This window comes from Devosia marina (assembly GCF_009758415.1).
Taxonomy (GTDB): domain Bacteria; phylum Pseudomonadota; class Alphaproteobacteria; order Rhizobiales; family Devosiaceae; genus Devosia; species Devosia marina.
Map to the genome: position 1 here is coordinate 38721 of NZ_WQRF01000005.1, position 18708 is coordinate 57428.

Here is an 18708-nt window from a genome sequence, read left to right on the forward strand (position 1 = left end):
GAGCAGAGCAACGCGGCCACTGGCCGACGGCTGGATCTGCCCTCGAATAAACTTGAACGTACGAACCCGTACAGCGGTCACCGGCGGTGAGGAATCAAGGCATCACGCCGGAGCAGAAAAAGTCCGGCCGCCCCTTGGGGCGACCGGACCTCGGATTGGCCCGATTACTCGGACTTGCTCATCCAGCGGGTGCGATGCACGTCGCGGGCATTGGGGACGAAGCCCTCAATGCGCGGCGAAACGGCATTGCGCGACACATAGAAGGCCAGCGGCAGGGCTGCATAGTCTTCCATGGCGATGGTTTCGGCCTTGGCCAGGATCTCGGCGCGGGCCTCGAGATCGAGCTCGGTGGCCGAATCACGCAGCAACTGGTCGAACTCCGGATTGCTGTAGCGACCATAGTTGTACTGGATGTCGCTACGCAGCAGTTCGAGCATGTTGATCGGATCGTTGTAATCCATCAGCCAGCCGGCTCGGCCGATCGAGTCGAAGTCGTTGTTCTGCAGCGCATCATAGTGCACGGCCACTTCGGCATTGGACAGCTCGGTGGTGACGTGGACCTGCTCCCACATCGAGGAAATCGCCACCGCAAGGCGCTGGTGATTGTCGTTGGTGTTGTAGTTGATCGTCAGCTTCAGCGGATTGTCTGCCGAATAGCCGGCTGCTTCCATCAGCGCGCGGGCTTCTTCAACGCGCTCGCCATATGGCGTATCGGCCCACTCATATTGGAAGGCGTCCTCGACATAGTTGGCCGTGCCGGGCGGGACCCAGGAATAGGCCGCCACTTCGCCCGTACCCCAAAGGTCGGGGCCGATCACTTCGCGATTGATCGCCATCGAGAGTGCCTTGCGGACATTGACGTCCTGCAGCTTCTCGGCATTCTGGTTCATCACGTAGTAGTGCACGCCCTGGAAGGCGGCGACGGCTGCGTCTTCACCCAGCGCGGTCACCTGATCGGCCGGGAAGTCGGTCAGGATATCGAACTCGCCGGCGCGGTAGCGGTTAACCGCAGCGGTCAGGTCGTCAAGCGCGTAGTACATGACCTCTTCGATCTGCACGTTTTCCGCGTCGTGATAGCTTTCGGACTTGACCGACTTGATGTGCGAACCGGGCACCCATTCGACCGGGGTGTAGGGACCATTGCCTACAATGTTCTGGGGCTGGATCCAGTCGTCGCCAAACTCTTCCACCGCATGCTGCGGCACGGGATAGGCGGTGTAGTGGGTCAGGGCGCCCAGGAAGAATGGCGCCGGATTTTCCAGCGTGATCTCAAGCGTCTTGTCGTCGATGGCAGCAACGCCGAGCTCGCTCAGCTCCATCTCGCCGGCATTGACGGCCTCGGCATTCTTGATCGGATACTGCAGATAGGCGTAGCCGGCTGCTGTCTCAGGGTTCATCAGGCGCTGGAAGGCGAAGACGAAATCACCTGCCGTCACCGGCTCGCCATCGGACCACACCGAATCTTCGCGGATCTTGAAGGTGTAAACCAGGCCGTCCTCGGACACCTCATAGGACTCGGCCGCACCCAGGATCGGCGCGCCTTCGGCATCTTCGGTCATCAGGCCTTCGATATAGTCGCCGACAATCCGGTTTTCCCAGTCGCCGGAAACGCGATGCGGATCGAGCGAAGCGGGCTCGCCGCCATTCATCATGTGCAGGGTCTGTGCCTGCACGGCGCCGAAGCTCAAGCTGAACACGCTGGCCAGCGCAACGGCCTTAAGGGCTGTTGTGAATTTCATTATCGTCCCATCTCCTTGTGGAATTCTTCGCGTTTCTCTGACTGGCCGCCTTCGACGTCGGGCAGCTCATTCTTCTTCGTCGCCAGGCAGGGCCCGGCGAGCAAGATGGTGGACGGTATTACGCAAATCCGTCCACTGACAAGCAAAAGATTGACCTAAACGTCATCTGACGGTCGACTGTGAATATCCTGCATTCAAACTGTTGGCAGGCATGAATTTTTGCCGGACAGGGCAATGTTGGATTCAGATACTATGGTGTCTGGATCAATCTTCGGCTCGCGCAAGCGCGTGCTAATTCGGCGCATCAAGCCGCTCAGCTCGGCTGCATGCCGCCCTGCACAAAAAATATGATGAGGGCCACACCAAACAGCACGGCGAAGGGCACCCAGCCCGGCAAAGGGCCGCGCGGTTTCTTCACGGGCGGCTCGGGCTTCTTCTCAGGCCGCTGGAATTTGATGACATTGTCGCTCATTGAGCGCTTTCTACCAGAGCTGCCACGCCCATGCCACCTGCCGTGCACACCGAAATCAGTGCCTTCTTGTTGGCCTGGTTCGACAGCATCTTGGCCGTCAGGCCCAGAATTCGCGCGCCGGTCGCGGCAAAGGGGTGGCCATAGGCCAGACTCGAACCCTTCACATTGATCTTGGCCGGATCGATCTCACCCAAGACGGTGTCGCGCCCGAGAACGTCCTTGCAATAGGCCGGATCCTTCCACGCCTTGAGCGTGCACAGCACCTGCGCGGCGAAGGCTTCGTGCAGTTCGAAATGATCGATGTCGTCAAAACCGAGACCGGCCTTTGCCAGCATCTCGGAAACCGCAATGGTCGGCGCCATCAGCAGGCCCTCACCATGGGCGAAGTCATTGCCGGCCACGCGGCCCGTGGTCAGGTACGCCAGGATCGGCAGGCCACGCGCTTTCGCCCACTCTTCGCTGGCCAGCAGCACCCCGGCCGCGCCATCGGTCAGCGGCGTAGAATTACCGGCCGTCAGCGTACCATGGCCGCTCGATTTGTCGAAGGCGGGCTTGAGCGTGCTCAACTTGTCCAGATTGGCATCGGCGCGGACATTATTATCCCGCACCAGACCTGCACAGGACACCAGGAGGTCATCGTGGAAGCCCTCGTCATAGGCCGCCGCCGCATTGCGGTGGCTGGCCACGGCCAGTGCGTCCTGATCCTTGCGGCTGATGCCCCATTCACGCGCCATCAATTCGCAATGCTGGCCCATGGACAGGCCGGTGCGCGGCTCGTTGACGGAAGGCGCCACCGGGGTCAGTTCGCCAAGGGAAAAGCCCTTGAAGGCACCCAGCTTCTGTCCCGTCGTCTTGGCGGCATTGGCATTGAGCAGGCGATGCTGGAACTTCGGGCCAAAGACGATGGGGCTATCGCTCACCGTGTCCGAGCCGGCGGCAATGCCGCTCTCGATCTGCCCCGAGGCAATCTTGCCGGCCAGCACCAGCGCCGCCTGCAGGCTTGTGCCGCAGGCGATCTGCATGGTGGTGCCGGGGGTGCGGGGACTGAGGCCCGCATCGAGCAGGGCTTCGCGGGCGATGTTGAAATCGCGCGAATGGTTGATCACCGCACCGGCGATCACCTCATCGACCTTTTCGCCCTTGAGGCCGAACTTGTCGGCCACCGCCCCCAGCACCGTGCCGAGCATGGACAGATTGGTTTCATCCGCATAGGCAGTGCCACCGCGGGCAAAGGGAATGCGAGCCGAGCCGACAATGGCAACGCGCTTGAGTTCAGTCATTGGTATTCTCCTCTTACGCGCGGCCATCGGCACGGGCCTTCATCGGCCCACCCAGGAAGGGGGCAAAACCGGTGCCCATGATGACGCCGATATCGGCCAGTTCGGGCGATGCAACCACGCCCTCGGCGACCACCACTTCGGTCATGTCGACCAGCGGCTTGACCAGTTCCTTGCCCAGGCCAGCGAGGTCGGGATGGCTGGGCGTTTCACCCTTCTGCGCTTTGCCCTTTTCCCACTTGTAGAAGCCCTCTCCGGTCTTGCGGCCGAGCTTGCCTTCGGCGATCAGCCTGGCAAACTTGCTGTCGGCGGGAATATCGTGACCCAGTTCGGTCGCGACCGATTTGCCGACATCCAAGCCGACGGTGTCCATCAATTCGATCGGCCCCATCGGCATGCCGAAAGCAACGGCGGCGGCGTCGAGCAATTCCTTGCTCTCGCCCTTTTCCACCCGCTCCACCGCGCCCAGCATGTAGGGCATGAGCACGCGGTTGACGAGAAAGCCCGGCGCGGACTTGACCACTACCGGCGACTTGCCGATGGCCTGGGCGAAACTGGCGCCCTTGCCGATCTCTTCATCGGTATTGAAGGTCGAGCGGATCACCTCCACCAGCGGTAGCTGCGCCACCGGATTGAAGAAGTGCAGCCCGATCAGCCGGGCGGGATCCTTCAGTGCCTCGGCGATGCGTTCAAGTTCGATCGAGGAAGTATTGGTGGCCAGGATCGCGCCGGGCTTGAGCCGGTCTTCAATGCCGGAAAAAATCTTCTGCTTGATCTCGAGCTTTTCCACCACTGCCTCGATGATGACATCGGCGCGGGAAACGCCGGTGCCCTTGGGGTCGGCGACAAGGCGCAGCATGGCCGCATCGACCTCGCGCTTCTTCTTGTAGCGCTTGCTGAACAGCTTCTTGGCCCGGTCGAGCGCTGGCTTGATGCGCTCCATATCGAGATCCTGCAAGGTGACACTCATGCCGCGATAGGCGCACCAGGCAGCGATGTCGCCGCCCATCACCCCGGCACCAATCACATGCACGCGGGAGAATTTGGCGCCTTTGAGGCCCTGTTTCTTGAGGCCTTCGGAAAGGAAGAACACGCGTCTAAGGTTGGTGGCGGTGGGCGAACCCATCAGCGGCACAAAGGCATCGACCTCGCCGCGGATCATGGCGCGCCAGTCATTGCCATGCTTTTCGAACAGGTCGATCAACGCATAGGGGGCAGGGTAGTGCTCCTTGCGGGCCTTCCTGCCGGCCTGCTTGCGCATCTGGTTGGCAATGGCCTCGCGCACCAGCGGCAAGGCAGCCGCTTTCTTGATCGCCGGCGCCGGGCTCGATTTCTTCCTTGCCAACACCGCCTTGCGGCCTTCCCAGCGCAGCTGGTCGCGATGGCGCACCAGCTTGTCGACGAGGTTGAGGCCGCGCGCGGCACCTGCCCGCAGCATCTTGCCGGTGAGCATGATGCCCATGGCATCGACCGGCCCCGCCTGACGGATCGATCGGCCGGTGCCGCCAAAACCGGGGAAGATGCCCAGGTTCACTTCCGGGAAGCCGATGCGGGTTTTCTCGTCATTGACGGCAATGCGATAATGGCAGGCCAAGGCCAGCTCGAGACCGCCGCCCAGGCAGAAGCCGTGAATGCCGGCCACCACCGGCACGGGTAGCGATTCGATGCGGGCAAACAGCGCATGAGTGCGCCGGAGGGCTTCGGGCAACACCGAAAAATCGCTCATCGCGTCGAACTCGCTGACATCGGCGCCAGCGATGAAGCCGCTATCCTTGCCCGACAGGATCACCACGCCCGCCAGTTCGTCGGAACCGGCCAGGTCCTCGAAGCGCGCCACCAGCGTTTCGAGCTCCATTATGGCTTCGCGGCTCAGCGTATTCACCGAGGACTCGGGAGTGTTGATGGTCAGCCAGCCGATCTTTTCAAGATCGGTGTGAAAACGCCAATGTCTGGTCTCGGTTGCCTGTGGGGCGATCATGTTCGTTCGGTCCTCCGTAGCCGCGCCCACGTCGTTCGAGGGTCGCTTTGCTCCCGCCTCACCATGAGGGCCATGGGAACACCGGTTAATCGTCGGCCCTCATGCCGAAGTGCTTCGCGCAGCAAAGCCTTCAAGCACGGGGCCTCTGTCACTACTCCGCCGCCTGGCGCGGCGCGGTTTCCTTAAGCACGTCCTGATCGAAATCATCGACATGCACGGCCCGGTTGGTGGCTTCATCAGCGGCCCGCATGATGCCAGCCTCATTGTCACTCAGCACACCGGCCTCGACCGCATCGGCAATCGCATCACGATCCAGCCGGCGCTCAATGACACCGCGGCGCGCGGCCTTGATGAACTTGGCTTCGATCTCCTCGGCCTCTGTCACCTTGAGCAAGGCATCTTCCAGAACGCCCGTCACGTCATTTGGGTCCATCGAGACAAAGACGCCCGTGGTCAGCCGGTCGCGGAACGCGCCGGGGCGCAGCACCGAACGAACGAAGCGGTAGTTGATGCGGTCCGAAGCGGGCTGGGCGTGACGGCCGAGCGGGAAGCAAAGGAACCGCATGGCCCAGGCAAACACCGGATTGGGGAAATTGGCAAACACTTCGGCGAACTTGCCTTCGAGCGAGGCGACCCGATCGGCCATGATGGCCTCGACCAGTTCCTTGTCCTCGGCGATCGCCCCTTCCTCCTCGAAGCGCTTGAGGGTCGCCGACATCAGATAGAGGTCGCCCAGGATATCGGCCATGCGGCCGGAAATCTTCTGCTTGCGCTTGAGCGCGCCGCCCAGCACGACCGTGGTCCAGTCAGCCACTAGGGCAAAGTCCTGGCTATAGCGGTGCAGGCGCCGGTACCAGCGAGCCATGGAGCCTTCATTGGGCGCCGAGGCGAAGGCGCCATTGGTCAGGCCATGCAGGAAACTCGCCACGATATTGCGCAGCATGAACCCGGTATGGCCACCAAAGGCCGCGTCGAACGCTTCGAGCCCGGCTTTTTTGTCTTTGTTCTGCGCCGCCTGAATTTCCTTGAGGAGATAAGGGTGCGCGCGCAGCACACCTTGGGCAAAGGTCATCAGCGTGCGGGTGAGAATGTTCGCACCCTCCACCGTGATGGCCACCGGCAGGGCCTGATAGGCGCCGAACAGATAATTGCCCGGCCCGTCCTGGATGGCGCGGCCACCCTGGATGTCGAAGGCATCGTCCATGCTCTCGCGCATGGCTTCGGTGGTGGTGTATTTCAGCAGGCCCGCGATAACGGCCGGACGCTGGCCTTCGTCGACCATGGAGGCAGTAAGGCGGCGTGTCGCCTCATACATATAGGCGCGCTTGACCATTTCGCCGAGCGGCTCGGCCACGCCCTCCATGATGCCCACGGGAATGCCGAACTGGCGGCGCACCCGCGCATAGGCCGAAGTGGCGCGCAAGGTCTGCTTGATCGACGTGGTGCCGATGGCCGGCAGTGAAATGGCGCGCCCAGTGGACAGGCACTCCATCAGCATACGCCAGCCTTGCCCGGCATAGTCGGTGCCCCCGATCAGGAAATCCATCGGCACGAACATGTCGGTGCCGCGCACCGGCCCGTTCATGAAGGCCTGGCGGGCCGGATAATGGCGTCGGCCGATATCGAGCCCCGGATGATCATGCGGGATCAGCGCCAGGGTGATGCCGATGTCGGGGCCACGCCCGAGCAGATTTTCCGGATCCTTGAGGATGAAGGCCAGGCCCACAAGGGTGGCGATGGGCGCCAGGGTAATGTAGCGCTTGTCAAAGCTGAGGCGCACGCCCAGCACTTCTTCGCCATTGTGCATGCCCTTGGTGACAACACCGATATCGCGCATACCACCTGCGTCAGAACCGGAATGCACGCCAGTCAGCGCAAAGCACGGCACCTCGCGGCCATCGGCAAGACGATGAAGGTACTTTTCCTTCTGCGCCGGCGTGCCGTATTTTTCCAGCAATTCGCCCGGCCCAAGAGAATTGGGCACCATGACGGTGATGCCGGCGGCAACCGAGCGGCTCGATATCTTGGAGACGATCATCGACTGGGCCTGAGCCGAAAAGCCCAAGCCGCCATGCTCCTTGGCAATCAGCATGCCCAGGAAACCCTTGGACTTGAGAAAGTCCCAGAGTTCGGGGCTGAGATCGGCGCGATTGTGGCGGATATCCCAATCGTCGATCATCTTGCAGGCGGTTTCGGTTGGGCCGTCGAGAAAGGCCTGTTCCTCTTCGGTCAGGGTGAGCGGCCGAATTCCGGTCAGCTTGCTCCAGTCCGGACGACCGGAGAACAATTCGGCATCCCAGCCAACAGTACCCGCATCGAGCGCTTCCTGCTCGGTACGGCTGACTTTGGGGAGAATGGATTTGACGGCGCCGTAAATCGGTCTGGTGAGCACAGCCATGCGGATCGGCTTGACCGAAAGAGTCAGCAATACGGCGCCGAAAACAATCAGCACCCAGGAGAACCAGCCCAAACCATACACAGCGCCGGATTGGGTGAAGTCGAGGCCCGACACCAAACCGATCACGGCGAAAGCGGCACCCCACTGCCAAAGCGGGCTTTCCCGCATGGCCAGAGCACCAAACGCCACCAGACTGATCGCAACCAGCAACAGGGTCATCGCCCACATCCTCCTCACGCAACATTGCCCCATGCTGGGGAGCAACGCCGTCTTCAACCAAATGCCGGGCCGCAACGAAAGTTTCGACCCGCTTTCCCTCGCCGCATGCAGCCTAGCGCCACCATGGGGATCTGTTGAAGACAGTTTACTCAGATTGACGCATACGTCAACAAGATGCCGGTTAGGGTGCCCCTCGACCCACGCTTGCCGATGCCTTGGGCAGCCAATTGACGCTAACGTAAACAAGTGGGATAGTTTCAAGGTGATGACAGGACAGGTGCCGAGAGAGGACCGGGGCGAGAAACGCTCCACTGCATCTAATAAAGGGAACGCCCGTTTGTCTGTTTCAGGCATAGGGAGGAGACATCAATGGACACGCCAGCCACCAGCAACGAAGGGCTTCGCCCCTGGATCGCGAGCTACCCCGAAGGCATAGTGTGGGACGACAAGATCGACACAACCCCGGTGCATGAACAGATCTTGGCTGCCTGCGCCAAAAATCCCGGCGCCATGGCCCTGGACTTTCTGGGCGGCACGACCAGCTTCGGCGAACTGGCCGAAAAAATCGTTGCCTTTGCCGGGGCGCTGCAAAGCCAGTTCGGCGTCACCAAGGGTACGCGCGTCGCCCTGATGCTGCCCAATACGCCCTTCTACCCGATTGCCTATTATGGCGTGCTGCGCGCTGGCGGCACGGTAGTCAATTGCAACCCGCTTTATACTGTTGCCGAGCTGGGCCACATCACCGCCAATGCCGGTGCCGACATCATGGTGACGCTGGATCTGCAGCAGATCTTTGAGAAGGCAGAGGCCCTGCTGGCCGCCGGCCATGTCAAGAAATTGGTTGTCGCCCATTTCCCCAATGCCCTGCCACTGGTCAAGAAAATCCTGTTCTCGGTTGCCAAGCGCAAGGATCTGGCCCACCCCGACCGCTCTGCCCATGCCGCTGTCATCAGCCGCTTCGAAGACCTGCTTGCCCGCAAGGACTCGCCAGCGCCGGTCACCATCGACCCGCAGACCGACATTGCCGTGCAGCAATATACTGGCGGTACCACCGGCATTCCCAAGGGCGCGCTGCTGACCCACGCCAATATCGCGGCCAATATGAGCCAGATCGACAAATGGGGATGCGGGCTGTTCTATCCGCCCTCCAAGGTGATCGCGGTCCTGCCCTTCTTCCACATCTTCGCCATGACCGTCTGCATGAACGTGCCGCTGTGCAATGGTACGCCGGTGATCATGCTGCCGCGCTTCGAGTTGAAGGCCCTGCTGGGCATCTTCACTCGAACCGGCGCCAATGTGCTCCCGGCCGTGCCGACCCTGCTCAGTGCGCTGGGTCGGTCCGATGCTGTGACCCAGGCTCAGATTGAGACCCTGGAAGTCGCCATCTCCGGCGGCGCCGCCCTACCCGACGAGGTGCGCCACGCCTTTTCGAAGAAGTCCAAGGCCCTGCTGGCCGAAGGCTATGGCCTGACCGAAGCGTCACCCGTGGTCTGCTGTGCGGCGCTCCGGGTGCCTTCCAAGCCCATGTCCATCGGCCTGCCTTTGCCCGGCACCGATATCCGCTTTGTCGATGTGGACAGCGGCAAGGTCGTCGGCATAGGCGAAAATGGCGAATTGCAGGTCAAGGGCCCGCAGGTCATGGCCGGCTATTACGAGAACCCGGAAGCCAGCAAAGAAGCCTTCATGGATGGATGGCTGCGCACCGGCGATGTCGGCCATATGGACGAGGACGGCTACGTGTTCCTGATCGACCGCATCAAGGACCTCATCATCTGCTCGGGCTTCAATGTTTACCCGCGCACCATTGAAGAGGCCATCATGACCCACGATGCCGTCGACGAGGTCAATGTGATCGGCGTGCCGGACGAATATCGCGGCGAGGCCCCGGTGGCCTTCGTTAAGCTCAAGGATGGCCACAGGCTGAGCGAGGCAGATCTGAAATCCTTCCTCGCCGAAAAGCTCAACAAGATTGAAATGCCCCGCCAGATCATCTTCAAGGAGGCCCTGCCCAAGACCCTGATCGGCAAGCTGTCCAAGAAGGAGTTGCGGGAGGAGTACGCCCAGATGAAAGCCGGAAAATCGTGACCAGCACGCCTCCCGAAAGCCAGGACCTCTTCGCCATTGCCGAACTCGCCCGCGAGTTCGGCATTTCGACCCGGGCCATCCGCTTCTACGAATCCAAGGGCTTGCTCTCGCCCGAACGTGTCGGAGCCACGCGCATCTTCCGCAAGCGTGACCGGGCCCGGCTGATCCTGATTCTGCGCGGCAAGCGGCTCGGCTTCACCTTGCGCGACATTTCCGACTATCTCAGCCTTTACGACGCCGACCGCACCCAGCAGGTGAACCTGTTGGCCGAGAAGGTCGACGAGCGCTTGGCCCTGCTCGAACGCCAGCGCAACGATCTCGAGACCACGATCCGCGAGTTGCGCGAGATCAAGCAGCTCGCGCAGGATCGGTTGCAGAAGGCGGGCTAACGCTCCCCGCGCCTCTTGTGGCTACTGGTCATCGGGCCTGGCTTTTTCGGCTTCTTCCAGCCCTTGGGCGGCTGTCGCACTGGCGCATTTGATCCCAATCCGATCTGTCCGGGCGGCGCCTGTCCGACGATATCTTCGCTTTCGCCCCTGAGCCGGGCGATCTCGTCGCGCAGTGCCGCAGCCTTGTCGAAATCAAAGGCGGCAGCCGCCGCCTCCATCTGCTTTTCCAGCGCCATCAGGCGCTGATGATTGGTCCGCGATGACATCGCTCACCCCACAAACGCATCCATGTCTTCAAGTCGCGCGGCCTCACTGGCCGGCTTGTCCCAGCGTATCCGGTTGATGCGCGGAAAGCGCAGCGCCACGCCCGATTTGTGCCGCGCACTGCGCTGGGCGCTGTCGAACGCCACCTCGAACACCAGCTCCTTCTTCACCTCGCGCACCGGCCCGAAACTGCCGATCGAATTGGCCCGAATCCAGCGGTCGAGCTGTTTCAACTCCTCATCGGTGAAGCCGAAATAGGCCTTGCCGATGGGTACGATCTCATTGCCTTTCCACACTCCGAATGTGTAGTCCGAATAGAACGAGCTCCGCTTGCCATGCCCGCGCTGGGCATACATCAGCACCGCATCGACCAGATTGGGATCGCGTTTCCACTTGAACCAGAACCCCTTGGGCCGGCCCGGCACATAGGGCGCGGTCCTGAGCTTGAGCATCACACCCTCATGGCCGTGGCTTTCCGCGCCCTGGCGCCGCAACCTGACAACGTCCTCCCATGCGGTGAAGCCAAGCACCTCGGAAAGATCCAGCCGGGTCTGCGGATTCTGGTCGAACCACGCCTCCAAACGTGCCCGTCGCGCTTGCCAGCCCAGCGCCCTGATGTCCTCGTCACCATCGAACAGCATGTCATAGACCCGCACAAAGCCGGGCAGCTCGGCCATTTGCTTTGGCGCCGCAACCTTGCGGTTCAGCCGCTGCTGCAGATCATTGAAGCTGCCCGGCGCGAAATCGTGCCCGACCAGCAATTCGCCATCCAGCACGGCCCACCCCATGGCGGCCTCGACCACGTCGGGAAAGCTGGCCGCTATGTCGTCGCCTGTGCGCGAAAACAGCGATGCCCCATCGCGCCCCAGCACAAGCTGCACCCTTATCCCGTCCCATTTCCATTCCGCGGCGAAGTCGCGCGGATCAAGCTTGTCGAAATCGCTCTCCTCGATTGGCGTGGAGAGCATCAGGGGATGAAACCGCGCCGTGTGATCCACCTCCGGCCGCCCGGTCTTGCCTTCCAGCCAAGCGAACAACTCGGCATAGGGCGGCTTCAATCCATGCCAGACCTCCTCGATGGCCTGCAGCTCCACCCCGCTCATCTCGGCCAGTGCAGTCTTGGCCAACCGCGCCGAAACGCCAATGCGCAGCGCACCGGTCGCCAGCTTGATCAGCGCCCAGCGCTCATGGATCGCTGCCTGCGACAAAAGCCCGCCGATCACCCTGGGCAGGTCCACCTTGCTGGTGGTGTTGAGCAGCTCTACCAGCACGTTCAGACGCGGCAGTTCCCCCTCACCGTGATGCGGCCAGATCAGCGCAATGGTTTCGCCCAGGTCCCCGACATAATCATAGGAGAGCGCAAACAGCGTTTCCTCCACTTCGGCCAGGACGGTTTGCTTGAGCAGGGCCGGCTTGACATTGGCAATGTCGAGTTCGCCGGTCAGCACGGCCAGCGCCACGCCGCGATCCGGGTCCGGCACCTCGGCGAAATACTGCCCCAGTGACGAGATTTTCCGCGTGCGCGAGGGGGTGAGCGCCAGGAGTTCGAGCAATTCCGCAAAACGCTTCATGCGCCGCCCTCTCCGCCATCATCATCCAGCCCCGGCAGGGCCAGCGGTTCGGCCGCAAGCCCCTGCTGCCGGCACCAATAGACCAGCGCATCCTCGCGCCCATGTGTCACCCAGACAGTCCCCGCGCCGCTCTCCAGGATCGACTTATTGAGTTCGCCCCAGTCGCAATGATCCGAGATGACCAGCGGCAGTTCCACCAGAGCCTGGCGGGCCCGCTGCTTGATGCTCATCCAGCCCGAGGCCTGGCACACCACCGGATCGGGGAAACGCCGGCTCCAGCGATCGCGAATAGCCGAGGGCGGCGCGATGACGATCTGCCCGGCCATGGCGGCTTTGGGCATGCCGGTGGCTGGCAACAACTCACCTAGGGGCACGCCCAGCTCCTCATAGAGCGCGCACAGCTCGATCATCGCGCCATGCAGGTAAATTGGCCGGTTCCAGCCCGCATCGCGCAACAGCGCAATCACCCGCTGCGCTTTGCCCAACGCATAGCAGCCCACCAGATGACAACGCTCGGGCTGATCGGCCACCGATTTCAGCAGCCGCGCGATTTCGTCCATAGGGTGCGGATGCTGAAACACCGGCAATCCAAATGTTGCCTCGGTCACCAGCAGGTCACATGCCACCGGTTCATAGGGCTCGGCTGTTCTGTCCGGCAGGCGCTTATAGTCGCCCGTCACCAGCGCCCGCTGGCCTTCGGCCTCGATTCTCACCTGCGCCGAACCCAATATATGGCCGGCTGGATGCAGGCTCACCTTGGCTCCGTCGATGCTCAACACCTCGCCAAAGCGCAGCGGCTCGAACCGCCCGGCACAGTCTGCGCCATAGCGCACCTGCATGATGGCGATGGTTTCCGGCGTGGCCAGCACCGCGCCATGGCCCGGCCGGGCATGGTCGGCGTGGCCATGGGTAATGATGGCGCGCGGCTTCGGCGCAACCGGATCAATCCAGGCGTCGATGGCGGGCACGTAGAGATCGCGGTCGAGGATGAAGCTCATAGTTCTACCAAAACGCAGCGATGCGAGACCCGGTTCACGCCATCACCGCCACTTTTGCACCCTGCCGTCGCCAGCCCGTGTCAGCATGGTGCCCGGACCAAGATCCGGCCTTGCCTTCCCGACCGCATTGTTTCAGACCGGATGAAAACGAGGAGCCAGATATGCGCAAGACGACCCACGCCCCCGGCACCATCCATCGCCTGACCGTCGAGAGCAAGGCGCTGGCCAATAACCGGCTCGGCGATGACACGACACGCCTTGTCGATGTCTATGTGCCGGCCGGCCATGATGGCAAGGATCTGCCGCTGCTGGTCGATCTTGTTGGCTATATGGCCGGCGGCCCGGCCCACACGGCTTGGAAGGCCTTTACCGAAAACGTCCCCGAACGCCTCGACCGGTTGATCGGTGAGGGCAAGATGTCGCCGGTGGTGGTCGCCTTCCCCGATTGCTTTACCCGCCTGGGCGGCAATCAATATGTGAACTCACCGGTCATGGGAAACTGGGAGGATTTCCTGGTCGAGGAAATGCTGCCGGCGGTCGAGAAGAAGTTCTTCTGCGGCGGCACGGGGCGGCGCGGCGTGTTCGGAAAGTCGTCGGGCGGCTTCGGGAGCCTGGTCCACGCCATGCGCCATCCGGACGTCTGGGCCGCAGCCGCCAGCCATTCCGGCGATGCCGGGTTTGAGCATCTTTACCTGGCCGGCTTCCCTGACGTCCTGATGGCCCTGGCCAAGAAGGAGAATTCCATCGAAGCCTGGATGAAGGCCTTCGAGGCCAAGCCCAAGCTCGATGGCAAGGACACCATGACGCTGATGGTCCTATGCCAGGCGGCCAGCTTCGATCCCGATCCCGACGCCTATCTGGGCCTGAGGCTGCCGGTGACGCTCGACACCTGCGAGATCATTCCCGAACGCTGGGAAAACTGGCTCGCCTGGGACCCGGCCCTGATGGTCAAGTCCCACGCCGATGCCATCGGCAAGTTGAAAGGCTTTTTCCTCGATTGCGGCACCGAGGACCAATACGCGATCCTTTACGGCACCAGACGCATCCACAAGGCGCTCGAGCAGCGCGGCATCGCCCATCGCTACGAGGAATTCCCCGACAACCATTCCGGCATCGACTACCGCATGGATGTCAGCCTGCCCTATCTGGCGGACGTGTTGAGCCAGTAGGTCGTGCTTGCAGGTTCCGGCTCTTTCCTCTCCCTCCCCCTCAGGGGGAGGGAGGCGCACGAACCGCCAACCACTATAGGGCTTCACACCACCTTGCTGACCTCAAGCAATCCAGGCTGCTTTTCATTGGCGGTGGTGATCGCCGCCTCGCCGCCCAAAACCACCACATGGCCCTTCTCGGCCACCAGATCGATGGCATCGGCCAGGGCCAGGAAATCAGCCCGGCTGGTGCCAAGGATTTCATCACGCCGCTGCTGGCGAATGTCGTCGGAGGTACCGTTGAGCAGGCGCCACATGGCCGAATACCCCTTGGCATCGGGGAATTCGGGCCGGTCGAGATCGCCGACCACACCGATCACCGAGCGCACCAGATCAGACTCGCCAATCTCGGCTCGCAAGGCCTTGGCGGCGCCGTCATAAACCTCGAGGGTCTTGAGCAGATTTGGGTCCCGGTAGGAGAGGAAGGCAAAATTGCCCGAGGACAGGTCGAACCGGCTCGACCCGCCATAGGCGCCGCCCTGCACGCGCACCTTGTCCCAGAGATAGGTGGTGTTGAGCAGCCGCAGCGCCACCGAAGATGCCGCTGAAAGCTCGACCCCGAGCGCCTTGAGATTGGCACCTTTGCCCACATAATTGACTTGGGCCGGGATCACCAGGCCCTCATTCTTCGGCGCGAAGGCGTGCCCCCAATCCGCATTGGCCAGCACAGCCTCTGGCAAACCGCCAACAAAGCTCTCAAGCGCGCCTTTGGCGCCATCCCAGAGTTCGCCATCGGCAGTGAGATTGACGATCATGCGGCCGCGATTGAACAGCTTGTCGCGGATGGCAAAGAGCTGGGCCGCGACGCTGTCCCAATCGCTGTCGATGCGCTTGACCAGGCCCTTGAGGAAGTCGAGATAACTGACCCCGCTCATCTGTTCGGCGATCCAGCCCGCTTCGGTCAGGCCCGCCTTGATTCGGGTGTCGACAATGGCATTGCCGCTGGGTACGAGCCGGGCCTCAAAGCCGGCCTTTTCTTCCAGGGCCATCTGCTTGAAACGCGCCTTGTTGGAAAGGTCAGCATCGAGCAGCACATCGCCCATAATGTCGAGCATGCCAGCGAACTTGTCAGCCACGGCCTTGCCGGACAGGAAGAACCAGGCGGCCGTGCCCGAGCCGTCCTGCATGCTGGCAAGACCACGGTGCTGGGCGATGCCGCCCGTGGTGCGACCGATCCGCTGGGTTAGCGAGACGAAATCTTCCTTGCTGGTGCCGGTCTGCAGCAAAGCCCGCCCGAACAGGGGCAGATAGGGCAGATCGGCCTTGTCGAGCACGTGCAGGTCAAACCCAAGATCGAGATACAAAATCCCCAGCGTCGGCAGGTCGTGATATAGTGTGCGCACGCCGGATATGGCGCTTTCCGCGGTCGGTACTGTTCGGATATCGCGGTCCAGATCATCCAGCGTCAGCGTCGGAATCCTGGCCAGATCCTCCGGCTTGTCGACGCTTTCCTGCAGCGCTCGCAAGCGACCGGTGCGCTCCATGACCCGGGCCAATTCGCTCTCGCTCAGGCCGGCCCGCACCGCCGCCAGCCTGTCAGCTTCGGCCTTGGCCTCACGCGCACCCTGCTCGGGATCGGCCTCGATCCGCGAGGTCACACGATGTGGATTGTCGAGGAACAGCCGCCGGATTTCTTTTTCGAAATGCCCGTTGGCTGCCTTCTCCTTGAGGCTAGACAGGGCATCTTCATAGACCAGCGGCGAAAGCGGATCGCCGCCGTGCAGCCAGCCGCCAAGCGCGGTGAACATATAGGTCATGCCGCGCGGATAGGAGCCGCTATTCTGCTCGCGCAGATTGAACTCGAAGGTATTGATCGCCGCTGCGCGCTGCTCCTCGGAAAACCCGGATTCGGCCAGCTCCGCCAGTGTCTCCAGCACCAGCTTTTCGACCTTCTCTGCATCAGCCGGATCGATCCCCTTGAGCCCGAACCCGCCCATGGGCTGGCGCAGATAGGAGGAGATACCACCTCCGATCATGCCCTCGCCCAGTCCGCTCTCATTGAGCTTTTTACGCAGCGGCGCGGCCGAATTGCCGGCCAGGAGATAGCTCAGCATGCCGTGGCTCAGCGTCTCTTCCCGGCTTTCAGGCGGATCGAGCATCCAGCTGACAGAAACCATGCCATCGCGGCGCTTGTCTGGATCAATTGAGCCGGCATAGGTGCCCGACACCTGACGCGGCGCATTCCAGCGCGGCTGCAGCTTCACCTCGGCATCCACCTCGAGCTTGTCGAATTGGCTGAAATAATCATCGAGAATCGCCAGCCGCCTCTCCGGCGCGTCATCGCCCGAAAACACCACCCGCGCATTGGAGGGGTGGTAATAGGTCTGGTGAAAGCGCTTGAACTGTTCATAGGTCAATTCGGGGATGACCCTGGGGTCGCCGCCCGAGCTCTTGCCGTAGGTGGTGTCGGGATAAAGCGCGGTCTGGGTCTGGGTGTGCATCACCGAATCCGGCGAGGAATAGACCCCCTTCATTTCGTTGAAGACCACGCCCTTGTAGACCAGCGGCGCATCGGGATCGTCGAGCTCATAGTGCCAGCCTTCCTGGCTGAACGTGTCCTCGGAAATCAGCGGAAACAGCACCGCGTCGAGATAGACATCGACCAGGTTGTAGAAGTCCTTGAGGTTCTGGCTGGCCACCGGATAGGCGGTCTTGTCCGGAAAGGTCATGGCGTTGAGGAAGGTGTGCATCGACCCCTTGAGCAGCTCCACGAACGGCTTCTTGACCGGATATTTGCGCGACCCGCACAGCACCGAATGCTCAAGGATATGCGCAATGCCGGTGGAATCCTCAGGCGGCGTCTTGAAGGTGATGCCGAAAACCTTGTTCTCGTCCTCATTGACGAGACTGAGTACCTCCGCCCCGGTTTTCTTGTGCCGATAGAGTTTTGCCTGGGATTTGATCTCGGCAATGGTCTCGTCGCGGACAAGCTCGAAGGCGGGATGGGACATGGATACTCTCGACAATGCTTCTGGTTGATGGGCTCAACCTAGGCATGCGAGAGGGCCAACGCTAGGGGTGCTTGGCACAATCCCCCCGGCTCAGGCGTCAACGATTGTCGATATTCAATGAAACCGCTTGCGCTCGCGCTCACGCGCCAGAATGCCCGGGGCGTTCAACCTCGCAATCGGTTGACCGGCATCGGTAGGAATATCGCCAGAAAGCTGCAGATCGAGGTAGCGCGCGCAGCAGACCCTGAGAAACGAAGTGAAATTGCCCAGATCGTGCCCGGCATCGATTGATTCGTGATGCAGCCGGGTAATCAGCTGCACCACATTCATCGCGTCACGTTGCGCAATCTCCTCGAGCTTGCCCCAGAAGAAGTTCTCCAGCCTGATACTGGTCACCATGCCGTCGATCCGCAATGAGCGCGTCGTCGACTCCCAGAGCCGGGCATCTGCCTTGATGAAGAGTTCGCACATTCGCTGCCTCCTGCGTCTGACGCCGATCAGGCCGCCTTGTTCACGCTTTCGGACTGCGCAGCCAGCACGGCCATGAACTGCTTGAGCCAGGCCGGATGAGCCGGCCAGGCGGGCGCCGTCACCAGATTGCCATCGCTGACCGCGCCGTCAATCGCTATGTCGGCATAATGTCCGCCTGCCAGCTCGACTTCCGGACGGCAGGCCGGATAGGCCGAGCATTGACGGCCCTTGAGGACGCCGGCCGCTGCCAGCAATTGCGCCCCATGACAGATCGCCGCAACCGGCTTGTTGGCGTCAAAGAAATGCCGCACCATCTCGAGCACTTTTTCATCGAGCCGCAGATATTCGGGAGCCCGCCCGCCAGGCACCACCAGCGCATCATAGGCGGCAGGGTCGATCTGCTCGAAGCTGGCGTTCAGCGTGAAATTGTGGCCGCGCTTTTCCGAATAGGTCTGGGCGCCTTCAAAATCGTGGATCGAGGTTGCAACCTGCTCGCCGGCCTTCTTGCCGGGGCAGACGGCGTGTACCTCATGGCCGCAGGCCAGCAGCGCCTGGAACGGCACCATGGTTTCATAGTCTTCGGTATAGTCACCGGTGACCATCAGAATCTTTGCGCACATCTTTGGTTCTCCTCCCGAGTTCGCGGGAGGAGGATAGGCCAGCTCTGCCAGCCAGTGGTATTAAGCCG

General features: G+C 61.9%; 14 protein-coding genes. 3 read left to right on the forward strand and 11 right to left on the reverse strand.

Annotated elements, in window-relative coordinates; translation table 11 throughout:
• Window positions 1-164: 164 nt before the first annotated feature.
• The 5 genes from GO014_RS14735 to GO014_RS14755 form a co-directional block, all read right to left on the reverse strand.
• Window positions 165-1739, reverse strand: a complete 1575-nt coding sequence (locus GO014_RS14735; RefSeq protein WP_157291081.1) for a peptide ABC transporter substrate-binding protein — start codon at window positions 1737-1739, stop codon at window positions 165-167.
• Between the two features lie 313 nt (window positions 1740-2052).
• Entirely contained in the window at window positions 2053-2211 is a 159-nt protein-coding gene (locus tag GO014_RS14740; protein ID WP_157291082.1) for a hypothetical protein, read from the reverse strand.
• On the reverse strand, window positions 2208-3491 hold the full coding sequence (locus GO014_RS14745) for an acetyl-CoA C-acetyltransferase (RefSeq protein WP_157291083.1): 1284 nt from the start codon (window positions 3489-3491) through the stop codon (window positions 2208-2210). Before GO014_RS14745 ends, GO014_RS14740 begins: the two co-directional genes overlap by 4 nt.
• Window positions 3492-3504: 13 nt before the next feature.
• Entirely contained in the window at window positions 3505-5466 is a 1962-nt protein-coding gene (locus GO014_RS14750) for a 3-hydroxyacyl-CoA dehydrogenase NAD-binding domain-containing protein (protein WP_157291084.1), read from the reverse strand.
• 151 nt (window positions 5467-5617) lie between these two features.
• A complete protein-coding gene (locus GO014_RS14755; RefSeq protein WP_157291085.1) occupies window positions 5618-8083 on the reverse strand; it encodes an acyl-CoA dehydrogenase in 2466 nt (821 codons plus the stop codon).
• A gap of 369 nt (window positions 8084-8452) precedes the next feature.
• On the opposite strand from GO014_RS14755, the gene GO014_RS14760 reads away from it, so the two are divergent.
• Both GO014_RS14760 and GO014_RS19440 read left to right on the forward strand, forming a co-directional pair.
• A complete protein-coding gene (locus GO014_RS14760) occupies window positions 8453-10168 on the forward strand; it encodes a long-chain-fatty-acid--CoA ligase (RefSeq protein WP_157291086.1) in 1716 nt (571 codons plus the stop codon).
• Window positions 10165-10557, forward strand: a complete 393-nt coding sequence (locus GO014_RS19440; RefSeq protein WP_343030979.1) for a MerR family transcriptional regulator — start codon at window positions 10165-10167, stop codon at window positions 10555-10557. Before GO014_RS14760 ends, GO014_RS19440 begins: the two co-directional genes overlap by 4 nt.
• Here GO014_RS19440 and GO014_RS19665 read toward each other — a convergent pair.
• The 3 genes from GO014_RS19665 to GO014_RS14780 are packed head-to-tail and all read right to left on the reverse strand — an operon-like array spanning window position 10554 to window position 13390.
• Window positions 10554-10823, reverse strand: a complete 270-nt coding sequence (locus tag GO014_RS19665) for a UvrB/UvrC motif-containing protein (protein ID WP_210252462.1) — start codon at window positions 10821-10823, stop codon at window positions 10554-10556. The two genes, GO014_RS19440 and GO014_RS19665, sit on opposite strands and share 4 nt — an antisense overlap.
• Before the next feature lie 3 nt (window positions 10824-10826).
• Window positions 10827-12392: a cisplatin damage response ATP-dependent DNA ligase gene (locus GO014_RS14775; RefSeq protein ID WP_157291087.1), complete on the reverse strand. Its 1566-nt coding sequence runs from the start codon at window positions 12390-12392 to the stop codon at window positions 10827-10829.
• Window positions 12389-13390, reverse strand: coding sequence for a ligase-associated DNA damage response exonuclease (locus GO014_RS14780; protein ID WP_157291088.1), 1002 nt, complete (start codon window positions 13388-13390; stop codon window positions 12389-12391). Before GO014_RS14780 ends, GO014_RS14775 begins: the two co-directional genes overlap by 4 nt.
• A gap of 161 nt (window positions 13391-13551) precedes the next feature.
• Between GO014_RS14780 and GO014_RS14785 the strand changes: the two genes are divergently transcribed.
• Window positions 13552-14559 carry an alpha/beta hydrolase gene (locus tag GO014_RS14785; RefSeq protein ID WP_157291089.1) on the forward strand — a complete coding sequence of 336 codons (1008 nt, stop codon included), beginning with the start codon at window positions 13552-13554 and terminating at the stop codon, window positions 14557-14559.
• 83 nt (window positions 14560-14642) lie between these two features.
• Here GO014_RS14785 and GO014_RS14790 read toward each other — a convergent pair whose 3' ends face one another.
• The 3 genes from GO014_RS14790 to GO014_RS14800 form a co-directional block, all read right to left on the reverse strand.
• Window positions 14643-17549, reverse strand: a complete 2907-nt coding sequence (locus GO014_RS14790) for an insulinase family protein (RefSeq protein WP_157291090.1) — start codon at window positions 17547-17549, stop codon at window positions 14643-14645.
• 114 nt (window positions 17550-17663) lie between these two features.
• Window positions 17664-18020, reverse strand: a complete 357-nt coding sequence (locus tag GO014_RS14795; protein ID WP_157291091.1) for a ribbon-helix-helix domain-containing protein — start codon at window positions 18018-18020, stop codon at window positions 17664-17666.
• A gap of 26 nt (window positions 18021-18046) precedes the next feature.
• Window positions 18047-18640, reverse strand: a complete 594-nt coding sequence (locus GO014_RS14800; protein ID WP_157291092.1) for a DJ-1/PfpI family protein — start codon at window positions 18638-18640, stop codon at window positions 18047-18049.
• Between the last annotated feature and the right edge of the window lie 68 nt (window positions 18641-18708).